Source organism: Desulfocurvus sp. DL1XJH-121 (assembly GCF_054819825.1).
The window spans coordinates 217,265-236,939 of sequence record NZ_JBTVWW010000002.1; the positions used below are offsets into that span (position 1 = coordinate 217,265).

The 19,675-nt window shown below is 66.3% G+C and carries 16 protein-coding genes; 7 read left to right on the plus strand and 9 right to left on the minus strand.

Translation table 11 applies throughout. The features are described from left to right. Positions 1-109: 109 nt before the first annotated feature. The 3 genes from buk to ilvN are packed head-to-tail and all read right to left on the minus strand — an operon-like array spanning position 110 to position 2,665. Positions 110-1,198, minus strand: a complete 1,089-nt coding sequence (gene buk, locus ACYYG1_RS02455) for a butyrate kinase (protein WP_461208684.1) — start codon at positions 1,196-1,198, stop codon at positions 110-112. Positions 1,199-1,227: 29 nt separating this feature from the next. Then, the gene (locus ACYYG1_RS02460) at positions 1,228-2,175 is read right to left on the minus strand and encodes a bifunctional enoyl-CoA hydratase/phosphate acetyltransferase (RefSeq protein WP_461208685.1); all 948 of its coding nucleotides are present in this window, start codon (positions 2,173-2,175) and stop codon (positions 1,228-1,230) included. A gap of 10 nt (positions 2,176-2,185) precedes the next feature. Continuing rightward, a complete protein-coding gene (gene ilvN, locus ACYYG1_RS02465; RefSeq protein ID WP_461208686.1) occupies positions 2,186-2,665 on the minus strand; it encodes an acetolactate synthase small subunit in 480 nt (159 codons plus the stop codon). A gap of 276 nt (positions 2,666-2,941) precedes the next feature. Between ilvN and ACYYG1_RS02470 the strand changes: the two genes are divergently transcribed. Further along, positions 2,942-4,009, plus strand: a complete 1,068-nt coding sequence (locus tag ACYYG1_RS02470; protein WP_461208687.1) for an endonuclease/exonuclease/phosphatase family protein — start codon at positions 2,942-2,944, stop codon at positions 4,007-4,009. 73 nt (positions 4,010-4,082) lie between these two features. On the opposite strand, the gene ACYYG1_RS02475 is transcribed toward ACYYG1_RS02470, so the two are convergent. After that, positions 4,083-5,798, minus strand: a complete 1,716-nt coding sequence (locus tag ACYYG1_RS02475; RefSeq protein ID WP_461208688.1) for a glutamine--tRNA ligase/YqeY domain fusion protein — start codon at positions 5,796-5,798, stop codon at positions 4,083-4,085. 401 nt (positions 5,799-6,199) lie between these two features. Between ACYYG1_RS02475 and ACYYG1_RS02480 the strand changes: the two genes are divergently transcribed. Both ACYYG1_RS02480 and ACYYG1_RS02485 read left to right on the plus strand, forming a co-directional pair. Further along, positions 6,200-8,470 carry a putative bifunctional diguanylate cyclase/phosphodiesterase gene (locus tag ACYYG1_RS02480; RefSeq protein WP_461208689.1) on the plus strand — a complete coding sequence of 757 codons (2,271 nt, stop codon included), beginning with the start codon at positions 6,200-6,202 and terminating at the stop codon, positions 8,468-8,470. 299 nt (positions 8,471-8,769) lie between these two features. Next, entirely contained in the window at positions 8,770-10,950 is a 2,181-nt protein-coding gene (locus ACYYG1_RS02485; RefSeq protein ID WP_461208690.1) for a GGDEF domain-containing protein, read from the plus strand. A gap of 15 nt (positions 10,951-10,965) precedes the next feature. Here ACYYG1_RS02485 and ACYYG1_RS02490 read toward each other — a convergent pair whose 3' ends face one another. Continuing rightward, complete coding sequence (locus ACYYG1_RS02490; protein ID WP_461208691.1) at positions 10,966-12,090, minus strand: HD domain-containing phosphohydrolase; 1,125 nt, start codon at positions 12,088-12,090, stop codon at positions 10,966-10,968. A gap of 443 nt (positions 12,091-12,533) precedes the next feature. Here ACYYG1_RS02490 and ACYYG1_RS02495 point away from each other — a divergent pair, with 443 nt between their 5' ends. Together ACYYG1_RS02495 and ACYYG1_RS02500 are read left to right on the plus strand one after the other, a co-directional pair. After that, entirely contained in the window at positions 12,534-14,036 is a 1,503-nt protein-coding gene (locus tag ACYYG1_RS02495) for a sodium-dependent transporter (RefSeq protein ID WP_461208692.1), read from the plus strand. Positions 14,037-14,038: 2 nt separating this feature from the next. Further along, a complete protein-coding gene (locus ACYYG1_RS02500) occupies positions 14,039-14,137 on the plus strand; it encodes a MetS family NSS transporter small subunit (protein WP_461208693.1) in 99 nt (32 codons plus the stop codon). Between the two features lie 76 nt (positions 14,138-14,213). Here ACYYG1_RS02500 and ACYYG1_RS02505 read toward each other — a convergent pair whose 3' ends face one another. Continuing rightward, positions 14,214-14,555, minus strand: coding sequence for a NifB/NifX family molybdenum-iron cluster-binding protein (locus ACYYG1_RS02505; protein WP_461208694.1), 342 nt, complete (start codon positions 14,553-14,555; stop codon positions 14,214-14,216). Between the two features lie 221 nt (positions 14,556-14,776). Here ACYYG1_RS02505 and ACYYG1_RS02510 point away from each other — a divergent pair, with 221 nt between their 5' ends. Then, positions 14,777-14,980, plus strand: coding sequence for a hypothetical protein (locus ACYYG1_RS02510; RefSeq protein ID WP_461208695.1), 204 nt, complete (start codon positions 14,777-14,779; stop codon positions 14,978-14,980). 103 nt (positions 14,981-15,083) lie between these two features. On the opposite strand, the gene ACYYG1_RS02515 is transcribed toward ACYYG1_RS02510, so the two are convergent. Beyond that, positions 15,084-15,374, minus strand: a complete 291-nt coding sequence (locus ACYYG1_RS02515) for a peptidylprolyl isomerase (protein ID WP_461208696.1) — start codon at positions 15,372-15,374, stop codon at positions 15,084-15,086. A gap of 153 nt (positions 15,375-15,527) precedes the next feature. Between ACYYG1_RS02515 and ACYYG1_RS02520 the strand changes: the two genes are divergently transcribed. Next, positions 15,528-16,415: a Tim44 domain-containing protein gene (locus tag ACYYG1_RS02520; RefSeq protein WP_461208697.1), complete on the plus strand. Its 888-nt coding sequence runs from the start codon at positions 15,528-15,530 to the stop codon at positions 16,413-16,415. A 215-nt stretch (positions 16,416-16,630) separates the two neighbouring features. Here the strand turns inward: ACYYG1_RS02520 and acs are convergent, their stop codons facing one another. Together acs and ACYYG1_RS02530 are read right to left on the minus strand one after the other, a co-directional pair. Next, positions 16,631-18,568 (minus strand): acetate--CoA ligase, encoded by a 1,938-nt coding sequence (gene acs / locus ACYYG1_RS02525; RefSeq protein WP_461208698.1) that lies wholly within the window; start codon positions 18,566-18,568, stop codon positions 16,631-16,633. A 125-nt stretch (positions 18,569-18,693) separates the two neighbouring features. Then, positions 18,694-19,557, minus strand: coding sequence for a LytR/AlgR family response regulator transcription factor (locus ACYYG1_RS02530; RefSeq protein ID WP_461208699.1), 864 nt, complete (start codon positions 19,555-19,557; stop codon positions 18,694-18,696). Between the last annotated feature and the right edge of the window lie 118 nt (positions 19,558-19,675).

Sequence of the window (19,675 nt, forward strand, 5' to 3'; positions counted from 1 at the left end):
ATGCAAGGCACAAGGAAAATGCAAGCCCGACGCGTATCCCAATACGCAAGGGGTTGTCTTTCCCGCAGCAGCGAAGCGGCGTAGCAGACGTGCGTTTTTCAACAGCTTGTCAGCCCTGGTATTCCTTGGCTTCTTCTTCGCCGTCCAAGACCAGCATCGCGCCCCGGGCCAGGGCCAGCATTTCCTCCAGCCCCAGGACCAGCTCCACGGGACCCGCCCAGCCCAGCATGTCGGTGAGGGCGTCGGTGAGCATGGCGCTGCGGGCCATGCCGCCCGTGAGGACTACGGCGTCGATGGGCCCCGGGTCGTCCTGGCTGACGAGCGCGGGCATCAGGGAGGAGCCGTGCTTGGCTAGGTTGTAGACCAGGGTGTCGAACACGGCCTTGGCGGTCTTGTCGCCGGCCTTGATGCGGTTCTCGATCTCCAGGAAGTTGTTGGTGCCCAGGTGCGCCAACAGGCCCCCGGCGCGCGTCACGGCGTGGCGCAGGCCCGGGATGTCGTAGGCGCCTTTTTCCAGCAGCCCCAGGACCTCCAGCACGGGCAGGGAGCCGGTGCGCTCGGGGCTCATGGGCCCTTCGCCGTCCAGGGCGTTGATCACGTCCACCACCAGGCCGCCCTTGTGCGCGCCCAGAGAGATGCCCCCGCCCATGTGGATGACCAGCAGGCGGCTGTGCTTGTAGCTCAGGCCCCGGCGCTTGCACACTGTGCGCGCGGCTCCGCGCTGGGACAGGGCGTGGAAGGTGCTGCGGCGCTTGATCTCGGGCAGGCCCGTGAGGCGCGCGGCGTCCATCATCTCGTCGGTCACGGGCGGGTCCACCACGAAGGAGGGGATGCCCAGGCGTTCGCCCAGGGCCAGGGCCATGGGCGCGCCCAGGTTGCAGGCGTGCTCGCCGTGGCGCGCGGTGGCCAGGTCCTCGAGCATCAGGCGGGTGATCTGGTAGGTGCCGCCGGGCATGGGGGCCAGCAGGCCGCCCCGGCCCACCACGGCGTCCAGTCCCTTGGCCGCGTCTCCGGCCTCCTCCAGGGTCTCGGCCAGGGCCGCGTTGCGCAGGCCGATCTGCTCGGCGACGCCGCCCGCCGCGGCCAGCTCTTCCTGGGGATGCCTGATTTCCTTGTCGAACACGGGCTCCTCGCCCAGGAAGATGGTGATCTTGGACGAGGTGGAGCCGGGGTTTATGGCCAGGACGCGATGCGTCATCAGGTCGTTCTCCGTTGTTGTTGGTTCGGTTACGCGGTCTCGGCCGTGGCCGCTTTGGCCGTGGCGGTGTAGCGCGCCAGCATGGAGGCCATGGCCAGGGAGTAGAACTTAGTCTGGGGGCTGTCCCCGCGCGAGGGCAGCACCACGGGCACGCGGCTGCCCACCACCGCCCCGGCCAGGGTGGCGCCGAGCAGGGTGTTCATGGCCTTGTACAGGATGTTGCCGGCCTCGATGTCCGGGGCCACGAGGATGTCCGCGCGCCCGGCCACCTCGCCCTCGACGCCCTTCACGGCCGCCGACTGGGGCGAGAGGGCCACGTCCAGGGCCAGGGGCCCGGCGATGACCGCGTCTCCGAATTCGCCCTTCTCGCTCATCTTGGTCAGCAGGTCCGCGTCCAGGGTGGCGGGCATGGCCGGGTAGTTGACCTTTTCCGTGGCCGCCAGCATGGCCACCTTGGGCCGCTCGATGCCCAGGGCCCGGGCCACCACCAGGGCGTTGCGCACGATCTCTTCCTTGCGCTGCAGGTTGGGGGCGATGTTGATGGCCGCGTCCGTGAGCAGGAGCAGGCGGTTCTCGTGGGGGTGGTTGAGCACGGCCACGTGGGACAACAGGCCCTCGGGTGGCACCCCCGTTTCCTTGTTCAGCACGGCGCGCAGGATCGTGGCCGTGGGCACCAGGCCCTTCATGATGAAGGCGACCTCTCCCTCGCGGTACAGGCGCACGGCCTCGAACACGGCCTGGGCGTCGTCCGCCACGTCCATGCAGGGGAAGGAGGAGATGTCGAAGTCGATGTCGGCGGCGATGGCCTTGGTGCGCTCCAGGTCGCCGATGAGATACGGATCGGCGAGGCCGGCCTCGTGGGCCTGCTTGATGGATTCCATCACGAAACGGTTGGCGGAGCGCGCCACGGCCACCAAAGGCGGGGTGCCCTCGGGCGTGGCGGCGCGGACAATGTCGTCTAGGCTGCGGATGGACATGAAACCTCCACTAGTCGTCGCCGCGCTTGAGCGCGATCATTCCGGAACGGCACATGCTCTTGATGCCGTGGGGCTTGAGCATGCTGATCAGGCCGTCGACCTTTTCGCGGTCGCCGCTCATCTCCACTGTGATGGTGTTCTGGCCCATGCCCACGACGTTGGCCCTGAAGACCTCGAAGATCTGCATGACCTGTGAGGTCTTGGAGGCCTCCACCGCCACCTTGATGAGCACCAGCTCGCGGTCCACGAATTCCCGTCGGGACAGGTCGTCCACCTGGATGATCAGGTCCATCCCGGCGATGGCCTCGGTGATCTTGACCATGTCCTCGTCCTTGCCGTCCACGCCGATGGTCAGGCGGGAGACGTCGGGATTCTCGGTCTCCCCGGCGGAGATGCTCCTGATGTTGGCGTTGTACTTGCGGATGACGTCGGTCATGGCGGCCAGGGCGCCGGGCTCGTTCTTAGCCAACGCGGAAATGGTATGCAGCATGCCTTCTCCTTGCGAACTACGCAGAATTAATGATTCATCGGGTACGGTTGATACACATCCGAGCCTAAACGTACAATATCCATATCTCAGCCCGCCGTTTCTCGGGCCCGAAATGTACTTTTTACTGTTTTCAGTGGGCCGTGGTCAAAACAAACCGCGCCCCCCGGCGACCGGAAGACCGTATGCGAGTATGCGTTGCACGTTTTCCCGCCCTGGCCTATGGGAGAGAATGGCGGGGGAGGTTCGTCCGAGGCACGGGAACAGAGGAGGGAGACCATGCCGTTCTATCGCAACATCGACGCGGCTTCGCCCGCCGGGCGCCGCACGGCCGAAAACCTGCTGGCCCTGCGAGCGGACCTGGACGCGCGGGTCCCGGCCAGGACCCTGGAGAAGACCCTGCTCCTGGCCACGTGGAACATCCGCGAGTTCGGGGCGGGCAAGTACGGGGGCAGGCTCGACGAGTCCATCGCCTACATCGCCGAGATCGTGTCCCGTTTCGACCTTGTGGCCGTGCAGGAGGTGCGCCGCTGCCTCTCGGCCCTGAACCGTGTGCGGGACGTGCTGGGCCCGTACTGGAAATGTGTGTTCACCGACGCCACCGAGGGGACGCGGGGCAACGACGAGCGCATGGCCTTTCTGTTCGACTCGCGCAAGGTGCGCTTCGGCGGCCTGGCCGGGGAGCTGGTGGTGCCGCCCCTGCAGGTCGGCGCGCGCACCGTGGGCCCGGCCGAGCAGTTCTGGCGCACCCCGTTCATGGTGGGTTTCAAGTGCGGCTGGTCCACTTTCTGCCTGTGCACGGCGCACATCCTCTGGGGCACGGGCGGCGGGGACAGCCCTTCGGACCGGGTGGCGGAGATCGCCAACCTGGCGCAGTTCATGCGCAAGCGGGCCCTGGATCCGGATTCCTGGTCCCGGAACATCATTCTTCTCGGCGATTTCAACATCGCCAAGACCAGCGACGCCACCTTCAAGGCCCTGACCGACGCGGGCTTCACCGTGCCGGCCGAGGTCATGGGCCACCCGAGCAACGCGCCGAAGACCAAGCACTACGACCAGATCGCCTTCTACGAGGACGACAAGCGCCTGGAGACCACGGGCCGGGCCGGGGCCTTCGACTATTTCGCCACGGTGTTCCGCGATCCCGGGGACGAGGCCGCGTACGCCGAGGCCATGGGCGAGGCCTATCTCAAGGACAGCAAGAGCCGGACGCGCGACGCGGCCTCGCGCCGCAACTACTGGAAGAAATGGCGCACCTTCCAGATGTCCGACCATCTGTCCCTGTGGGTGGAGCTGAAGATCGACTATTCCGACGAATACCTGGGCCGCAAGCTGGGCCGGGGCTGAGGCCCGAGGCCTGATAAATGAAAACGCCGCCGGGCCATGCCCGGCGGCGTCCTGTCGTGCGGTTGGGGAGGCGTCAGTCCTGCTGCATCTGCTTCTGGATCTTGGCCCAGGAGTCGCGCAGGGTGGCGGAGCGGTTGAACACGGGCTTGCCCGGGGCGGTGTCCTTCGCGTCGGCGCAGAAGTAGCCCAGGCGCTCGAACTGGCAGAGGTAGCCCGGGGCCGCGTCGGCCAGGCCGGGCTCCACGAAGCCCTGCTTGCTGACCAGGGAGTCCGGGTTCAGGTTCACGGTGAAGTCCTGGCCCTCGGGGAAGTCCATGGGGTTGTCCGTGCTGAATAGGCGGTCGTAGAGCCTGATCTCGGCGGGCACGCCGTGGCGCGCGCTGACCCAGTGCAGGGTGCCCTTGACCTTGCGGCCGTCCTCGGACCAGCCGCCCTTGGTGGCCGGGTCGTAGGTGCAGCGCAGTTCCACCACCTCGCCGTTTTCGTCCTTGATGGCCTCGGTGCAGGTCACGTAGTAGGCGAACCTGAGGCGCACCTCGCGGCCCGGGCCCAGGCGGAAGAATTTCTTGGGCGGGTCCTCCATGAAGTCCTCGCGCTCGATCCACAGCTCGCGGCAGAAGGGCACCTTGCGCTTGCCCATGGATTCGTCCTCGGGATGCAACGGCATCTCGAATTCCTCCACCTGGTCCTCGGGGTAGTTCTCGATGACCACCTTCAGGGGGTTGATGACCCCCAGAACACGCGGGGCGCGCTGGTTCAGGTCCTCGCGCAGGCAGTGCTCCAAGAGCGCGAAGTCCACGGTGCTGTCGGCCTTGGCCACGCCGATGCGGTCGCAGAAGTCGCGGATGGATTCGGGGGTGTAGCCCCGGCGGCGGAAGCCCGAGATGGTGGGCATGCGCGGGTCGTCCCAACCGCCGACGTGGCCTTCCTGCACCAGCTGGATGAGCCTGCGCTTGGAGAGCACGAAGCCCGTGATGTTCAGGCGCGCGAATTCGTACTGCCTGGGCCGGGGGTCGATGCCCAGGGTGTCCAGGGTCCAGTCGTACAGGGCCCGGTTGTTTTCGAACTCCAGGGTGCAGATGGAGTGGGTCACGCCCTCGATGGCGTCGGACAGGCAGTGGGCGAAGTCGTACATCGGGTAGATGCACCAGGCGTCGCCCGTGCGGTGATGGTGGGCGTGGCGGATGCGGTACAGGGTGGGGTCGCGCAGGACCACGTTGGCGTGGCCCATGTCGATCTTGGCGCGCAGCACGTGCTCGCCGTCCTTGAACTCCCCGGCGCGCATGCGCTTGAAGAGGTCGAGGTTCTCTTCGACGCCGCGTTCGCGGTACGGGCTGTCCTGGCCCGGAGCCGTAAGGGTGCCGCGGGTTACGCGGATCTGCTCGGCGCTCTGGCTGTCCACGTAGGCCTTGCCCATCTCGATGAGCCGGACCGCGAATTGGTAGAGCTTCTCGAAATAGTCCGAGGCGAAGAAGCGGTTTTCGCCCCAGTCGAATCCCATCCAGCGCACGTCCTCCTGGATGGACTCCACGTACTCCACGTCTTCCTTCACCGGGTTGGTGTCGTCGAAGCGCAGGTTCGTGTGGCCGCCGTATTCCCGGGACAGGCCGAAGTTCAGGCAGATGGACTTGGCGTGGCCGATGTGCAGGTAGCCGTTGGGCTCCGGGGGGAAACGGGTGATCACGTGGTCCCAGGCCCCGCTTTGCAGGTGCTCGTCCACTATCTGCTGGATGAAATGCCTGGGGCGCGGCGCGTCCTTGGGGGCGGTGTCCGGAGCCTTGTTGCTCATGCCTTACCTCGTGTGCGTGGTTGACCGGGCGTTCGCCCGTGGCCAAGGGCCGCCTTGGCGCTGTCCATCGGTTTGTCGGCCGGGATTGCTGTGTTCGTACGCCCTCGTCCCCGGGGGGAACCGGGCCGGGAGCCTCGCGCGGGCCTCCCGGTCCTGCCCGGCGTGCCGACCGAGAACATGCCACGTTTCAGGGCCGGAGAAAAGATGCGCCAAGGCGGCACCGTGCTTACGGGGATTCCCGGGGACAGTCAAACCCCGCCCCGGGAGGAGGGAGGGAGATGTTGTCGTCGCAAGCGCCTGGGACACGGGGGTTTTTCCGGATATGTTCTCTTGCATAAAATGGGTTCGCCGTGTACGTGTCCTAGGGAAGTTGCCTGCGGTGCTGAACGGAGTTTCCTTTTATGAATAAAGACGCGTGCGACGATTTTCAGGCGTCGACGGGCGGCGGGAACGATCACATTCCCTTGGAGGACGGGGCTTCGCCCGAGGCGGTGGAATCCGGCGTTCCAGTGCGCCGCAGCGGGTCCCCGCTTTCCGTCCTGATCCGCGTCTCCAACGCGGTGCGCACCTCCCCCGACCTTCCGGAGCTGTATCGCGCCATCCACGCGGTGCTGCGCGAATTCATCGACGCGACGAACTTCTCCATCGCCCTGGGCGCGGAAGGGCCCGGCCGCCTGGAATACGCCTATCCCGCTGAAAAGCGGGACAACCCCTGCGGCCACGCCCTGGCCCTGGACGTCCTGCGCACGGGTGAGCCGCTGCTCGCGCACGCGGGCGAGGGCGGCCTGGACGCCGCCGTCTGGCTGGGCGCGCCCCTCAAGGCCGGCGAGCGGGCCATCGGGGTCATGGCCGTGCACGACCACGAAGACCCCGGGCATTACTGCCGGGCCGACATGGACTTGCTGGTGGCCGTGGCCGAGCAGCTGGCCATGGCCGTGGAGCGCAAGCGTATGAAAGAGCGCCTGCGCCTGTCCGAACAGCGCTGTCGCCTGGTGTCGGATTCGGCTTTCAACATGGAGAGCTGGCGCGGCGTCGACGGAACCCTGCTCTACATGTCGCCCTCGTGCGAGCGCATCACCGGCTATCCGCCCGAGGCGTTTTCCGGCGATCCCCGGTTCATGGAGCGGCTGGTGCACGAAGAGGACGTGGACCTGTGGCGCGAAAGCCTGCGCTGCGCGGCCAGCGACGCGCAGCCCGCCGAGATTCGGTTCTTCAAGAAGAACGGCAGCCTGCACTGGCTGTCCGTGGTCTGCCGGACCGTCTACGGCGAGGACGGAGAGAGCCTGGGCGTGCGCTCCAGCATGCGCGACATCACCGAGCAGAAGTCCATCCAGGAGAAGCTGCGCTACGCCAACCTGCACGACAGCCTCACGGGCCTGGCCAACCGCAATCTCTGTCTGGACCGCATCCGCCAGGTGGTGGCGCGTTCCAAGCGGCGCGGCGACTTCCACTTCGCGGTGCTGTTCCTGGACGTGGACCGCTTCCGGGTCATCAACGACAGCATGGGCCACGCCGCCGGCGACGTTTTGCTCAAGGAGGTGGCCGCCCGGCTGCTGCATTGCGTGCGCGGGCTGGACACCGTGTCCCGCTACGGCGGGGACGAATTCGTGGTCGTCCTGGACGAGCTGGAGAACCGTCGCGAGGCCATCCGCGCGGCCAAGCGGGTGCGCGAGGCCATGAGCAGGCCGTTTTTCGTGGCCGGGCGCGAGATGCGCCTGACCATGAGCGTGGGCATCGTGCTTTCGCCCCAGCCCGAGATGCGGGCCGAGGCCATCCTGAGCCACGCCAACGTGGCCATGCACCAGGCCGAGGGCTGCGGGGGCGACCGCATCAAGGTCTTTTCCCCGCGCATGCTGGAAAAGGCCCGCCAGGTGCTGGACATGGAGCACGACCTGCGCCGCGCTCTGGCCCGGGGAGAATTCTTCCTGCAATACCAGCCCATCGTGGACATCAACCGCGACTGCGTCATGGGCTTCGAGGCTCTTGTGCGCTGGAACCACCCGGACAAGGGCGTGCTCGGCCCCGGGTCCTTCGTGCCCTTTGCCGAGGAATCCGGGCAGATCCTCGAACTGGGCGAGATGGTGCTGGACCAGGCCTGCTCCACCATGGCCGGGTGGATCCGCGAACATCCGGAGCGTGAGGACCTGTACATCTCCGTGAACCTGTCCTGCCGCCAGTTCCGCCAGCCCGGGCTGGTGGAGCAGGTGCAGGCCGTGCTGCTGCGGACAGGCCTGCCCGCCGCCAATCTCAAGCTGGAGATCACGGAATCCGCGGTCATGGACAACCCCGAGTCCGCCCTGTCCATGCTGCGCCGTCTCAAGGAGCGCGGGGTGCGCCTGTCCATCGACGACTTCGGCACGGGCTATTCCTCCCTGTCCTATCTGCAGCGGTTCCCCGTGGACACCCTGAAGGTGGACCGCTCCTTCATCAGCGGCATGGGCGCCAGCGACGAGAACGTGGCCATCGTGCGGGCGGTGCTGGTGCTGGCCGAGACCCTGGGCCTGGACGTGGTGGCCGAGGGCGTGGAGGAGGCCGTGCAGCTCGACCTGCTGCGGGGCCTGCGCTGCGACTACGTCCAGGGTTTCTATTATTCCCGTCCCCTGGCCCCGGAGAGGGCCTTCCAATACATGTCCCGGGGCGGCTCCGCCCCGCTTGCCGATCCCCAGGCCTGACGCCTCCGGCTTTCCGTCCGCCGCGCCCTGCGCAATCCATGCGCAGTCGTGCTTTTGTCGGCAAAAGCACTGGTAAAAAGGGAGAAACCATACTATGAGGGGGGCTATCACATACATTGGGCGGCTCCTGGTGCCGCCGCTGTGCTCAGCATCGGGGGGTGCGCATGGGCAAGACGAAACGCGCCGAGCTGAAAGGCCGGGGGGAAGGGGGGCGTGCGCTTCGGGTTACGGACCTGAGGCGTTTTCTTGATCCTTCCCGCTGGACTCTTCGCGGTCGTTTTCTCTATCTTACAGGTGGGTTGCTCGCCCTGGGCAACCTGTTCCTCATCGGCTACCTGTATCTGATCCTGGGCCAGGGCGTGGAACGCAGCGCCCGGGACCACCTGCTCATGATGCGCGCCATGGTGCACGCGGAGTTGCGCGCCATGGACAGGACCCTGGACGCCCAGGCCGCGGCCCTGGCCGAGATCCCCGAGGTTCAGGCCGCCCTGGGCGCGGGGGCTCCCGAGGGCATGGGCGAGCTTATCCGGGACTTCACGGGACGGGCCCGCCAGGCCCTGGGGTTGATGTCCCTGGAGCTGGAGGTCCTGCCCCTGGAGAGCCCCCGGGGCGCACCGGCCACGGGCGTGGTGCCCCAGGCGGGCAACGCCCTGGTGGTCCGGGAGAGCGCGGTGCGGCGCGGCGGGCAGCCCGTGGGCCGCGTGGTGGCCCGGGCCGCCCTGTGGGAGCGGCTGGCCGGGACCGAACTGCCCGCGGAACTGGGCCTTGCCCTGGCCGTGGAGGAACCCGACGGCACCCTGGCCGTGTTCCACGAGCGCGGCGCGGCCATGGACCTGTCGGGCCATGGGCCGCAGTCGAGCCACGGGATGATGCCCTGCGGCGCGGGCTGCTTCGCCTCGATCCTGCCCCTGGGCAACAGGATCGTCGCGGTCCTGGGCTTCGACAGTTCGAGCCTGGACGAGTTCCGCTGGAACAAGATCAACCTCTTCATCTGGTTCTTCCTGGTGGGCGGGCTGTTCCTGTGGACGGTGCTGTACCTCAACGTGGTGCGCATCGAGGCCTTTTTGTCCCGCCTGAAGAAGATCATTATCTCCTCGCATTCCAACTACTTCGAGGAGCGCTTCGAGAGCGACTCCGTGCATTGCCTGGACCTGCTGCACTGCCACAACGAGGAATGCCCGGTGCACCAGAACCCGTCCCTGACCTGTTATCTGGAGACCGGGTCCGAGGCCATTTCCCCGCGCTGGCGGGACACCTGCATCTTCCTCAACAAGTACGAAACCTGCCACAACTGCCCGGTGTACGTGATGCGCAAGGGCGACGAGATCACGGAGATGCGCAACGTGGTCAACACCATGATGCGCCTGTGGTCCGAGTTCCTGGGCCGGGTGGGGCATCTCTTGGCCTATGTGCTGCGCAGCCAGGACATGTCCGGGCGCACGCCGTCCCTGGACGACATCTCCGACCGCCTGGAGCAGATGGCCAAACTGGCCTTTTTCGGCCGCGACGTGCAGGGGGCGCAGGTCAAGGACGAGGTCTACGCCCAGCTGAGCCACGTGTTCCGCGAGGAGTTCGGCCTGACGCGGATGGTGCTCTTCGAGGTGGATTCGGACACGGACCGCCTGCTGACGGCCCTGGACACGGCCAAGGAGGACGCCCTGTGCAAGCAGACCGTGCTCATGGACGGCGAGGCCTGCCGCGCGCGGCGCGTGGCCGAGGACGTGGTCTCGTTCTACAACCTCGTGCTCTGTCCGCATTTCAACTGCGACCACGGCGAGGAGGTGCGGGTCTGCATGCCCGTGGTCATGAGCGGCAAGGTCGGGGCCGTGGTCTCGTTCCTGTTCCCGCGCTCGCGCTGGGAGTGGCTGCGCGCCCAGCTGCCCATCCTGCGCAAGCATCTGGACGAGGCCGGGCCGGTGCTCAACTCCCTGAAGCTGTTGGGGCTGTCCAAGGAGCAGGCCCTGCGCGATCCCCTGACCCGCTGTCACAACCGCAGGTTCCTGGACGAGTTCATCACCAAGTATGAGCCGCTGACGGGCCGCGAGGGCCGCAAGACGGGCCTGCTCATGTGCGACATCGACTACTTCAAGCAGGTCAACGACGTGCACGGCCACGAGGCCGGGGATTCGGTGCTCCAGCAGGCCGTGGCCATCATCCAGGAATCCATCCGCAAGAGCGACCTGCTCATCCGCTACGGGGGGGAGGAGTTCCTGGCGCTGTTGCAGAACGCGGAGCCGGGGGCGGCCGAGGCCGTGGCCGAGAAGATCCGCGCGGCCGTGGAGAAGCACGCCTTCGTGCTGCCCGGGGGCGGGGGCATCCACAAGACCATCAGCGTGGGAGTGGCTGAATTCCCGGACGACGCGGCCACCATGTACAAGGCCATCAAGTTCGCGGACGTGGCCCTGTACGAGGCCAAGAACGGGGGGCGCAACAAGGTGGTGCGCTTCGCGCCCGGCATGTGGACCAACGAGTCCTACTAGCCCGGGACGGGGGGATCAGTTCATGATGGGCAGGAGGTTTTCCTCCCTGCTCTCGTCGGGGTAGCGGTCCTTGATGGCGATGACCTCGTCGAGGTTGTCCAGGAGCAGGTCCACGAGCTGGGGGTCGAACTTCTTGCCCTTCTGCTCCCGGATGTAGCCCGTCACCCTTTCCATGGGCCAGGCTTCCTTGTATATCCGCTTCTGGGTCAGGGCGTCGAAGACGTCGGCGATGCCGGTGATGCGGCCGAAGATGTGGATGTCCTCGCCCGCCATGCCGTTGGGGTAGCCCGTGCCGTCCCAGCTCTCGTGGTGCTGCAGGGCGGCCAGGGCTGCGGCCTTCATGATTCGGCGCTTGGAATGGTTCAGGATCTCGAAGCCGATGCGGGTGTGGGTCTTGATGACCTCGTATTCCTCGCTGGTCAGCTTGCCGGGCTTGTTGAGGATGGAGTCGGGGATGCCGATCTTGCCCACGTCGTGCATGGGCGAGGCCAGGCGCAGGAGGTCGGCCTGCTGCTCTCCCAGGCCCAGCTTCATGGCCAGAAGGTGGGATATCTCGGCCACCCGGCGCACGTGGTTGGCCGTCTCCTTGGAGCGGTGCTCCACCACGTCGCCCAGGAGCATGATCAGCTCCTTCTGGGTGTTGATGATCTCCTCGTGCAGGGCCTGCAGCTCCTCCTGGGCGCGCAGGCGTTCGCCCACCTCGGTGCGCAGGGCCTCGGTGCGCTCCTTGACCTCCTCCTCCAGATGCTCGCGGTAGCGCCTGTTCTGGCTCAGGAGCTCGGCGCGTTCCAGCGACGTCTTGACCCTGTGCTCCAGGACCCCCATGTCGTGGATGGGCTTGGTCACGAAATCCCAGGCCCCGTGGCGCACGGCCTTGACCGCGTCGGTGATCACGCCCACGCCGGAAACCACGATGATGGGCGTCTCCGGGGAGGCGTTGGTCACGAAATCCAGCACCCCGAACCCGTCCATCATGGGCATGTTCAGGTCGCAGAGCACCACGTCGGGCTTGTTCCGTTTAAAAGCCTCGACGCCTTCCTCGCCGTTGTAGGCCGTCTCGCATTCGTAGCCCAGGTCTTCGAAGAAGTCGGCGATGGTCTGGCAGAGAAATCGTTCGTCGTCGATAATCAGTATGTGCATGGCAGCCCTGTGGAATCGGTTTGGATTACCGTCTTCCATTGTTACGCTTCTTCGCGGCAAAGGGCAATCCCGGGGCGGATCCAAAGGATTCGTGAGCCGTTTGCCCCGGAACGGACCGGGACGGCATCTTCCGTGCCCCGTGCGCCATGCGCCGCCGCGCCAAGGGCCGGGCGCATGGCCGCAGGCCGGAGTGCTTGTGTTATGGGCGAATTTTGCGCTCTATATTGTGTAAAATGAGATGCTTTGCTGTTTATATTTCGAATTCAGCTCCAAAGGTGGACATTATACAAATCCGTTAGTAAGGGGACGAAATTGTTTCCCCGCGTATGGAGCGGCCTGCGACGGGGGGTGGGAGTTGGATAGGACACAGATTGCGCCCGGTGCGGCGGTCGGACGGGTGGTCCGGGACGCGGCGGCGGGACGGCAAGGGAGAGTATGGCGGCATGCAGAGCAGAGAGCAGTGGGGTTCGCGCATCGGGTTCATCCTGGCGGCCGTGGGATCGGCCATCGGGCTCGGCAATATCTGGCGGTTTCCGTACATGGCCTATGAGAACGGCGGGGGCGCCTTTCTGGTGCCCTATCTCTTCGCCATGCTCACGGCGGGCATCCCCTTCATGGTCCTGGAGTTCGGCCTGGGGCACCGCTTCCGCGGCTCCGCGCCCAAGGCCTTCGCCACCATCGACAGGCGGCGGGAATGGCTGGGCTGGCTGCAAGTCATGGTGGCGGCCGTGATCTCCGTGTACTACGTGGCGGTCATCGGCTGGACCATCTCTTACACCGGCTTCGCCTCGTCCCAGGCCTGGGGCACGGACCCCAAGGGCTTCTTCTTCGGCCAGTTCCTGGGCCTCACCGGCGGCCCCATGGAGCTCGGCGGCTTCCGCCCGGTGATCTTCACGGCCGTCTTCCTGGCCTGGGGCATCACCTGGAGCGCGTGCATGACCGGCGTGCGCAAGGGCATCGAGCGCGCGGGCAAGATCCTGATGCCCGTCCTGTTCCTGATGGTCATCGCCCTCACGGCCCGCGTGCTGACCCTGCCCGGGGCGGCCGACGGCGTGAACTGGCTGTTCGCACCGGACTTTTCCAAGCTCCTGGACTACAAGGTCTGGGTGGCGGCCTATGGCCAGATCTTCTTCACCCTGTCCGTGGGCTTCGCCATCATGATCGCCTACTCCAGCTATCTGCCCGCCAAGTCGGACATCAACAACAACGCCTTTTTGACCGTGTTCATCAACTGCGGCTTCTCCCTGTTGGCCGGAGTGATGATCTTCTCGGTGCTGGGCTACATGGCCGGGCAGCAGGGCGTGCCCATCAAGGACGTGGCCGGCGGCGGCGTGGGCCTGGCCTTCGTGACCATCCCCATGGCCGTGAACCTGATGCCCATGCCCGCGTTCTTCGGCACCCTGTTCTTCCTGTCCCTGACCATGGCCGGGGTCTCCTCGCACATCTCCATCGTGGAGGCCTGCATCGCGGCCTTCATGGACAAGTTCGGCTGGGGCCGCAGGAAGACCGCCAACGTGCTCTGCCTCGGCGGATTCCTTATTTCCCTGGTCTTCTGCATGGGCGGGGGCCTGTACATCCTCGACATCGTCGATCACTTCATCAACAACTTCGGCATTCTGGGCTCCGCCTTCCTGGAGATCGTGTTCCTCTCCTGGATGTGCCGCCTGGACGTGGTGCGCGACTACGTGAACCGCATCTCCGACTTCGCCGTGGGCGGCTGGTGGGAGTTCTGCCTGCGCTACCTGACCGTGGTTATCCTGGGCGTGCTTCTGGCCAGCAACGTGGTGGGCGACGTGAAGGCGCACTACGGCGGCTACGACCTGGGCGCCCTGTGGCTCTACGGCTGGGGAGTGGTTCTCTGCTGCGTGCTGCTGGGAGTCTGGTTCCAGCACGGCCACGCGCGCGCCGGATTCGCACTCAAGACCGACAACGAGATCAGGAGATAGACATGACCAGCGGAGCCATCATCATGATGATCATCGGTTTCGGCATCACCTGGGGCGGGGCCGCGCTGTGCCTGTCCAAGGCCATGGGCGGGCGCGACTAGGCCCGGCCGGAACAACGCCAATGACAAGGGGACGCCTGGGCGTCCCCTTTTTCATGGTCGGCGTCCGGCCGGGATGTCAGGACGCCGATGCGGAATTGTCTTCCAGGTGTCGCAGGAAGCGCGCGGCGGCGTCCCCGACGGCGCCCTCGTAGGGGAAGGATACCGAAAGCCCCTGCTTGCGGCAGGCCAGGGCCGCCTTGGGCCCGCAGTTGCCGGCCAGCACGGCGGACACGCCCTTGGCCAGGAGCAGGGAGGCCACGGCCGCGCCGCAGCCCTCGCGCTGGTCCCGGTGGGGGTTGCGCAAGGCTTCCACCCGTGCGCCCCGCGCGTCCAGGATCACGAACCAGTCGGCGCGCCCCAGAACGGGCTCGACCCGGCTGTCCGTGTTCGGTCCGTCGGCTGCTATGGCTATGCGCATGTCCGTCCTCCCGGGGAGCGCCTTACAAGGTCGGTGCCAGGGAGGATCGCCACGGAAACAGGGGGCTTGCCGTTTCGGGCCTGGAAATATGGGCGCATAATGCGTCTTGCCCGGGATGAAAACGCGTCATTTTGCCCCGGGTCTATGTGGAAAGCAGGCTTGCATCCCACGCTGAAGAGGGTACTCTAGAGGTGGACAACCCCAACCTGAGGAGGACCGTCATGGCTGAAACTCAACAGTCCGAGGAATACAGAGGTTGGACCATCCTCCTGCGGCCCACGCAGGAGTACTGCGCACGCTTTGCCATGACCCTGACCAGCCCCGAGGGCAAGAAGAAGCACTTCAGCGCCGCCGGGGACACCCAGGCCAAAGCCCTGGCCCGCGCGCGGGAGGTGGTGGACATGGAAATGGACCATTTCCGCTAGCCGTCATGCGGCGGCCGCGTCCCGACTCGCGGCAACGCGCAAGCCCCCGCCGGACGCGTCCGGCGGGGGCTTGTTGTCGTCTGGTCCGGCGCGCGTGGGGCGGCTAGTCCGCCTTGCCGCTGCGCTCGGTGATCAGGATCAGGTGGTAGCCGAACTGGGTCTGCACGGGGCCGTGGACCTTGCCCACTTCCTCGCTGAAGCAGACCTTGTCGAAGGCCTCCACCATCATGCCGGGCTGGAACACGCCCAGGTCGCCGCCGCTGCGGCCCGACGGGCACTTGGAATATTCCCTGGCCACGTCCTCGAAGGACGCCCCTTCCTCGATGCGTTTCTTGAGGTCCAGGCAGGCCTCTTCGGTGTCCACCAGAATATGGCGGGCGCTGCAGGTCAACATGTTCCCTTCCTCCTTGTGCGTGCGGCGCATGCCGCGGTTGTGCGTAGTGCGGCACAGTGTCACGGCTTGGCGGCCTTGACAAGGGCGTCCTTGACAGGACCACCCGGGGCCCTTATCCGGGACTTTCGAGCAACCCCAACCCGGGAAACGACAATGCGCAGCATAGTGAAAATTTGCATAGTGATTCTGCTCCTGGCGGCCGTGGCCGCCCTGGACGCCTCCCCGGCCGAGGCCCGCTTCGGCGGGGGGCGCTCCTTCGGGGGCAGCCGGTCCTTCAGCCGGGGCTGGTCCAAGCCCGTCTCGCCCCTGCGCCAGCAGGGCGCGTTCACGGGCCAGCAGGGCATGCGGAGTCCCTCGCGCTTCGGCGGCATGGGCGGCCTGCTCGGCGGCCTGCTGGCCGGATCGCTCTTGGGCTCCCTGTTCTTCGGCCATCCCTTCGGCGGGGTCGGCATGTTCGACCTGCTGCTCATCGGCGGCGGCATCTTCCTGCTCATGCGCCTTCTGGGGCGCGGGCGGGCGGCCGCGCAGCACGCCGGGCGCACGGGCGGCATGTCCTACGGCGGGGGCGGACCAATGGACGACCAGAACACCTACCGCTCGGGCATGGCCGACGGCTGGGGCGGTCTGGGCTCCCAGGGCGGCATGGCCGACGCGGCCCAGGGCATCGACCTGCCCCCGGGCTTCGACGTGGATGAATTCCTGAAGGGCGCCAAGCTGGCCTTCAACCGCCTCCAGGCTTCCTGGGACGCGCGGGACATGGACGACATCGCCCAGTTCGCCAGCAAGGCCGTGCTGGACGAGGTGCGCAGCCAGGCCGCCCAGGACCCGAACCCGTCGCGCACCGAGGTGCTGATGGTCAACGCCCGGCTCCTGGAGGCCAAGCAGGAGGGCGGGGTCGTGCTGGCCACGGTGTACTTCGACGCCCTGATGCGCGAGGATCGCGGCGGCTCCACGGAACAGGTGCGCGAGGTCTGGCACTTCCGCAACGACGGGGCCCAGGGCCACTGGATCCTGGACGGCCTGCAGCAGTTGGAGAACTGAGCGCGCCTTTCAGAGGCAAATGAACGTATAAAGGGCGGCCCCATGGGGTCGCCCTTTTTTTACCGTGGAAGCATATATTCATCTGAAATATGGAGAAGAGAGCGCCAAAAGGCGTGAGATGCGAGGCACAAGAAAAATGCCGGGCCGACGCGTATCTGGACATACGCGAGGGTCGGCATTTTTCGCAGTAACGAAGCAGATTGCGTCTTTTGGCGCTACTCTTCGGGCGGTTCCAGAGACGAGAGATCGCCCGCGTCCTGTCCCAGCTCCTCGGCCTTGAGCACCCGGCGCATGATCTTGCCGCTTCTGGTGTGGGGCAGGGAGTCGCGGAATTCGATGGACCGGACCACGGCCACGGGCCCCAGTTCGCGGCGTACGTGGGCCGTGAGGGAGGCCACCAGGTCCTCGCCGGTTTCAAAGTCCTGGTCCCAGCCCTCGTCCAGGACCACGAAGGCCTTGGCCACCTCGCCCTTGATGGTGTCGGGCACGCCGATGACCGCGGCCTCGGCCACGAAGCGGTGGCTGGCCAGGGCGCTCTCCACCTCGGCCGTGCCGATGCGGTGGCCCGCGATGTTCATGACGTCGTCGGCCCGGCCCTGGATCCAGTAGTAGCCGTCCTCGTCGCGGCGCGCCACGTCCCCGGCGAAGTACATGCCCGGGATGCGCTCCCAGTAGGTCTTTTTGTAGCGCTCGGGGTCCTTGTCCACGGTCTGCATCATGCCCGGCCAGGGCTTCTTGAGCACCAGGAAGCCGCCCTTGCCCGGGGGCACGGGCTCGCCCCCCGCGTCCACCACGTCGGCCTCGATGCCGGGCAGGGGCTTGTTCACGCTGCCGGGCTTGAGCAGGGACACGGGCATGGGGCTGATCATGAACATGCCCGTCTCGGTCTGCCACCAGGTGTCCATGATGGGGCACACCGAGCGGCCGATGTATTTGTGCAGCCAGACCCAGGCCTCGGGGTTCATGGGCTCGCCCACGCTGCCCAGGATGCGCAGGGTGGAGAGGTCCTTGCCGCGCGGGTACTGGGTGCCGAAGCGCATCAGCGTGCGCACCATGGTCGGCGAGGTGTAGAGCAGGGTCACGCCGTAGCGGGCCACCACGTCCCAGAGCCGGTCGGCCTGGGGATACAGGGGGTGGCCCTCGTACATCACCGTGGTGGTCCCGGCCACCAGGGGGCCGTAGACCACGTAGCTGTGCCCGGTGATCCAGCCCGTGTCCGCCGTGCACCAGAAGATGTCCGTGGGCTTCAGGTCGAAGACCCAGTTGAGGGTGCGCGAGATGCCCACCATGTAGCCGCCGTGGGTGTGCACGATGCCCTTGGGCTTGCCCGTGGTGCCCGAGCTGTAGAGCAGGAACAGTTCGTCGTCGGAGTTCATGACCTCGGTGGGGGACTCGGGGCGCTCGCGGCGCACCAGATCCTCGTACCAGAGGTCGCGCGGCTCCTGCATCTCCGCGTCCACGCCCGCGCGGTGCACCACCACGCAGGTCTCCACGCATTCGGCGCTGGCGCCGATAAGGGCCTCGTTGACGATGCCCTTCAAGTTCACCACCCGGCCGTTGCGGTAGAAGCCGTCGGCCGTGATCACCAGCCTGGCCCCGGCGTCGCGCACGCGCTCGCGCAGGACCTTGGCCGAGAACCCGCCGTAGATCAGGCTGTGCACCGCCCCGATCTTGGCCACGGCCAGCATGGCGATGAGGGTTTCGGGCAACAGGGGCATGTAGATGACCACGCGCTGGCCCTTGGCCAAGCCAAGGGACCTGAGGGCGTTGGCGAAGCGGTTCACCTCGCGGTAGAGTTCGTAGTAGGTGTATTTGCGCTGATCCCCGGGCTCGCCTTCCCAGATCAGGGCCAGCTTGTTCTTGTTGGCCGTCTCGATGTGGCGGTCCAGGGCGTTGTACACGATGTTGCACTGGGCCCCGGGAAACCAGCGGTAGAACGGCGGCTCGGAGTCGTCCAGGACCTTGTCCCACTTCTTGAACCAGTCCAGTTCGTGGGCCGCGTCTTCCCAATAGGCCAGGTAGTCCCTGTCGGCCAGCTCCTGGATCCTTTCGAGATCCTGGGGGTTGACGTTGGCTTCCCTGACCAGCTGCGGCAGGGGGCGGAAGACCCGCTCCTCTTGCAGGAGCGCGTCCAGTGCTCCGGTCTGATCCATGTCCGTCTCCTTGTGCCAGACCTCGTGCGGCGCGGTCCTCTTGTACCGCGCGGGGGGCCGTCCGTTGCGCCGAAATTCGGCCAAAGGCCCGTACGCCGCGTTGAACGGTAGCTCCCTGCGGGGAGCTACAGCCCGAGGATCTTCTTCAGTTCCGTTATGCGCCGTCTGCTGATGGGCAGCTCGATGCGCGTCTTGCCCTGGGTCCTGAGCATGAAGTTGCTGCCGGGCAGTGACCCGATTTCCGTAACCATTTCCAGATTGACGAGATATTTGCGGTGCACGCGGAAGAACCGGTGGCGCCGCAGGCGGTCCTCCAGGGTCTTCAGGCGATAGGAGGTCAGGTATTTCTGGTTGGCCGTGTGCACGTAGGAATAGTCCTCGAAGGCCTCCACGAAGATGATCTGGGGGTAGGGGATGAGGATGGTGCGGCCGTCCATGTTGATGGGCAGCTTTTCGATCTCCATGGGCTTGGCCATGTTGGAGAATTCCCAGGCCTGGGACAGGGCCGAGAGGAAGCGGTCCTCCTCGTCCTCGCCCAGCGGCAGGCGCAGGGTGCGCTCGTCCTCGATCTCCTCGCCGTCGTCCGTCCATTCGGGGGCGGGGATTTCCTTGAAGTGGGCCCGGAACTGGTTCAGCCGGGCGATGGTCTGGGCGAAGCGTTCCTCGGAGGCGGGCCAGATGAGGAAGTCCGTGGCCCCCAGCTCGAAGGCGGAATAGGCCTTGGATTCGTCGGTGGCCAGGAAGACCAGGGCGGGCTTGTGCCTGCGCCCGGTGAGCATCTGGGCCAGCTCGAAGCCGCTGACCCCGTCGGGCAGGTCCTGGCCCAGGAAGAACACCCCGTAGGGCACGTGCTCCAGCATCTGCAGGGCCTCGAATGCGCCCACGGCCTCGCCCAGCACGCGCAGGAAATCCACGTTCGCGAGCCGCGCACGCAAGGCGGAACGCACCTCGGGGTCCGGGTGCAGGAGCAAGGTGTTCAGATAGTGCATGCGGCACCGGGGTTGGGGGTTGTCTGCTTTGAACTATCCGGAAAGCTTGTCCTATGCAAGGGCGCGGCCCCGTCAGATGTGCCAGCAACGAAAAATTGGCTTTTGCCAGGGGTTTTGC

Excerpts from the sequence above, each read along its gene's own strand:
- buk (WP_461208684.1), bottom strand. The coding sequence starts at position 1,198 with ATGACGCATCGCGTCCTGGCCATAAACCCCGGCTCCACCTCGTCCAAG.
- ACYYG1_RS02460 (WP_461208685.1), bottom strand. The coding sequence starts at position 2,175 with ATGTCCATCCGCAGCCTAGACGACATTGTCCGCGCCGCCACGCCCGAG.
- ilvN (WP_461208686.1), bottom strand. The coding sequence starts at position 2,665 with ATGCTGCATACCATTTCCGCGTTGGCTAAGAACGAGCCCGGCGCCCTG.
- ACYYG1_RS02470 (WP_461208687.1), top strand. The coding sequence starts at position 2,942 with ATGCCGTTCTATCGCAACATCGACGCGGCTTCGCCCGCCGGGCGCCGC.
- ACYYG1_RS02475 (WP_461208688.1), bottom strand. The coding sequence starts at position 5,798 with ATGAGCAACAAGGCTCCGGACACCGCCCCCAAGGACGCGCCGCGCCCC.
- ACYYG1_RS02480 (WP_461208689.1), top strand. The coding sequence starts at position 6,200 with ATGAATAAAGACGCGTGCGACGATTTTCAGGCGTCGACGGGCGGCGGG.
- ACYYG1_RS02490 (WP_461208691.1), bottom strand. The coding sequence starts at position 12,090 with ATGCACATACTGATTATCGACGACGAACGATTTCTCTGCCAGACCATC.
- ACYYG1_RS02495 (WP_461208692.1), top strand. The coding sequence starts at position 12,534 with ATGCAGAGCAGAGAGCAGTGGGGTTCGCGCATCGGGTTCATCCTGGCG.
- ACYYG1_RS02500 (WP_461208693.1), top strand. The coding sequence starts at position 14,039 with ATGACCAGCGGAGCCATCATCATGATGATCATCGGTTTCGGCATCACC.
- ACYYG1_RS02505 (WP_461208694.1), bottom strand. The coding sequence starts at position 14,555 with ATGCGCATAGCCATAGCAGCCGACGGACCGAACACGGACAGCCGGGTC.
- ACYYG1_RS02510 (WP_461208695.1), top strand. The coding sequence starts at position 14,777 with ATGGCTGAAACTCAACAGTCCGAGGAATACAGAGGTTGGACCATCCTC.
- ACYYG1_RS02515 (WP_461208696.1), bottom strand. The coding sequence starts at position 15,374 with ATGTTGACCTGCAGCGCCCGCCATATTCTGGTGGACACCGAAGAGGCC.
- ACYYG1_RS02520 (WP_461208697.1), top strand. The coding sequence starts at position 15,528 with ATGCGCAGCATAGTGAAAATTTGCATAGTGATTCTGCTCCTGGCGGCC.
- acs (WP_461208698.1), bottom strand. The coding sequence starts at position 18,568 with ATGGATCAGACCGGAGCACTGGACGCGCTCCTGCAAGAGGAGCGGGTC.
- ACYYG1_RS02530 (WP_461208699.1), bottom strand. The coding sequence starts at position 19,557 with ATGCACTATCTGAACACCTTGCTCCTGCACCCGGACCCCGAGGTGCGT.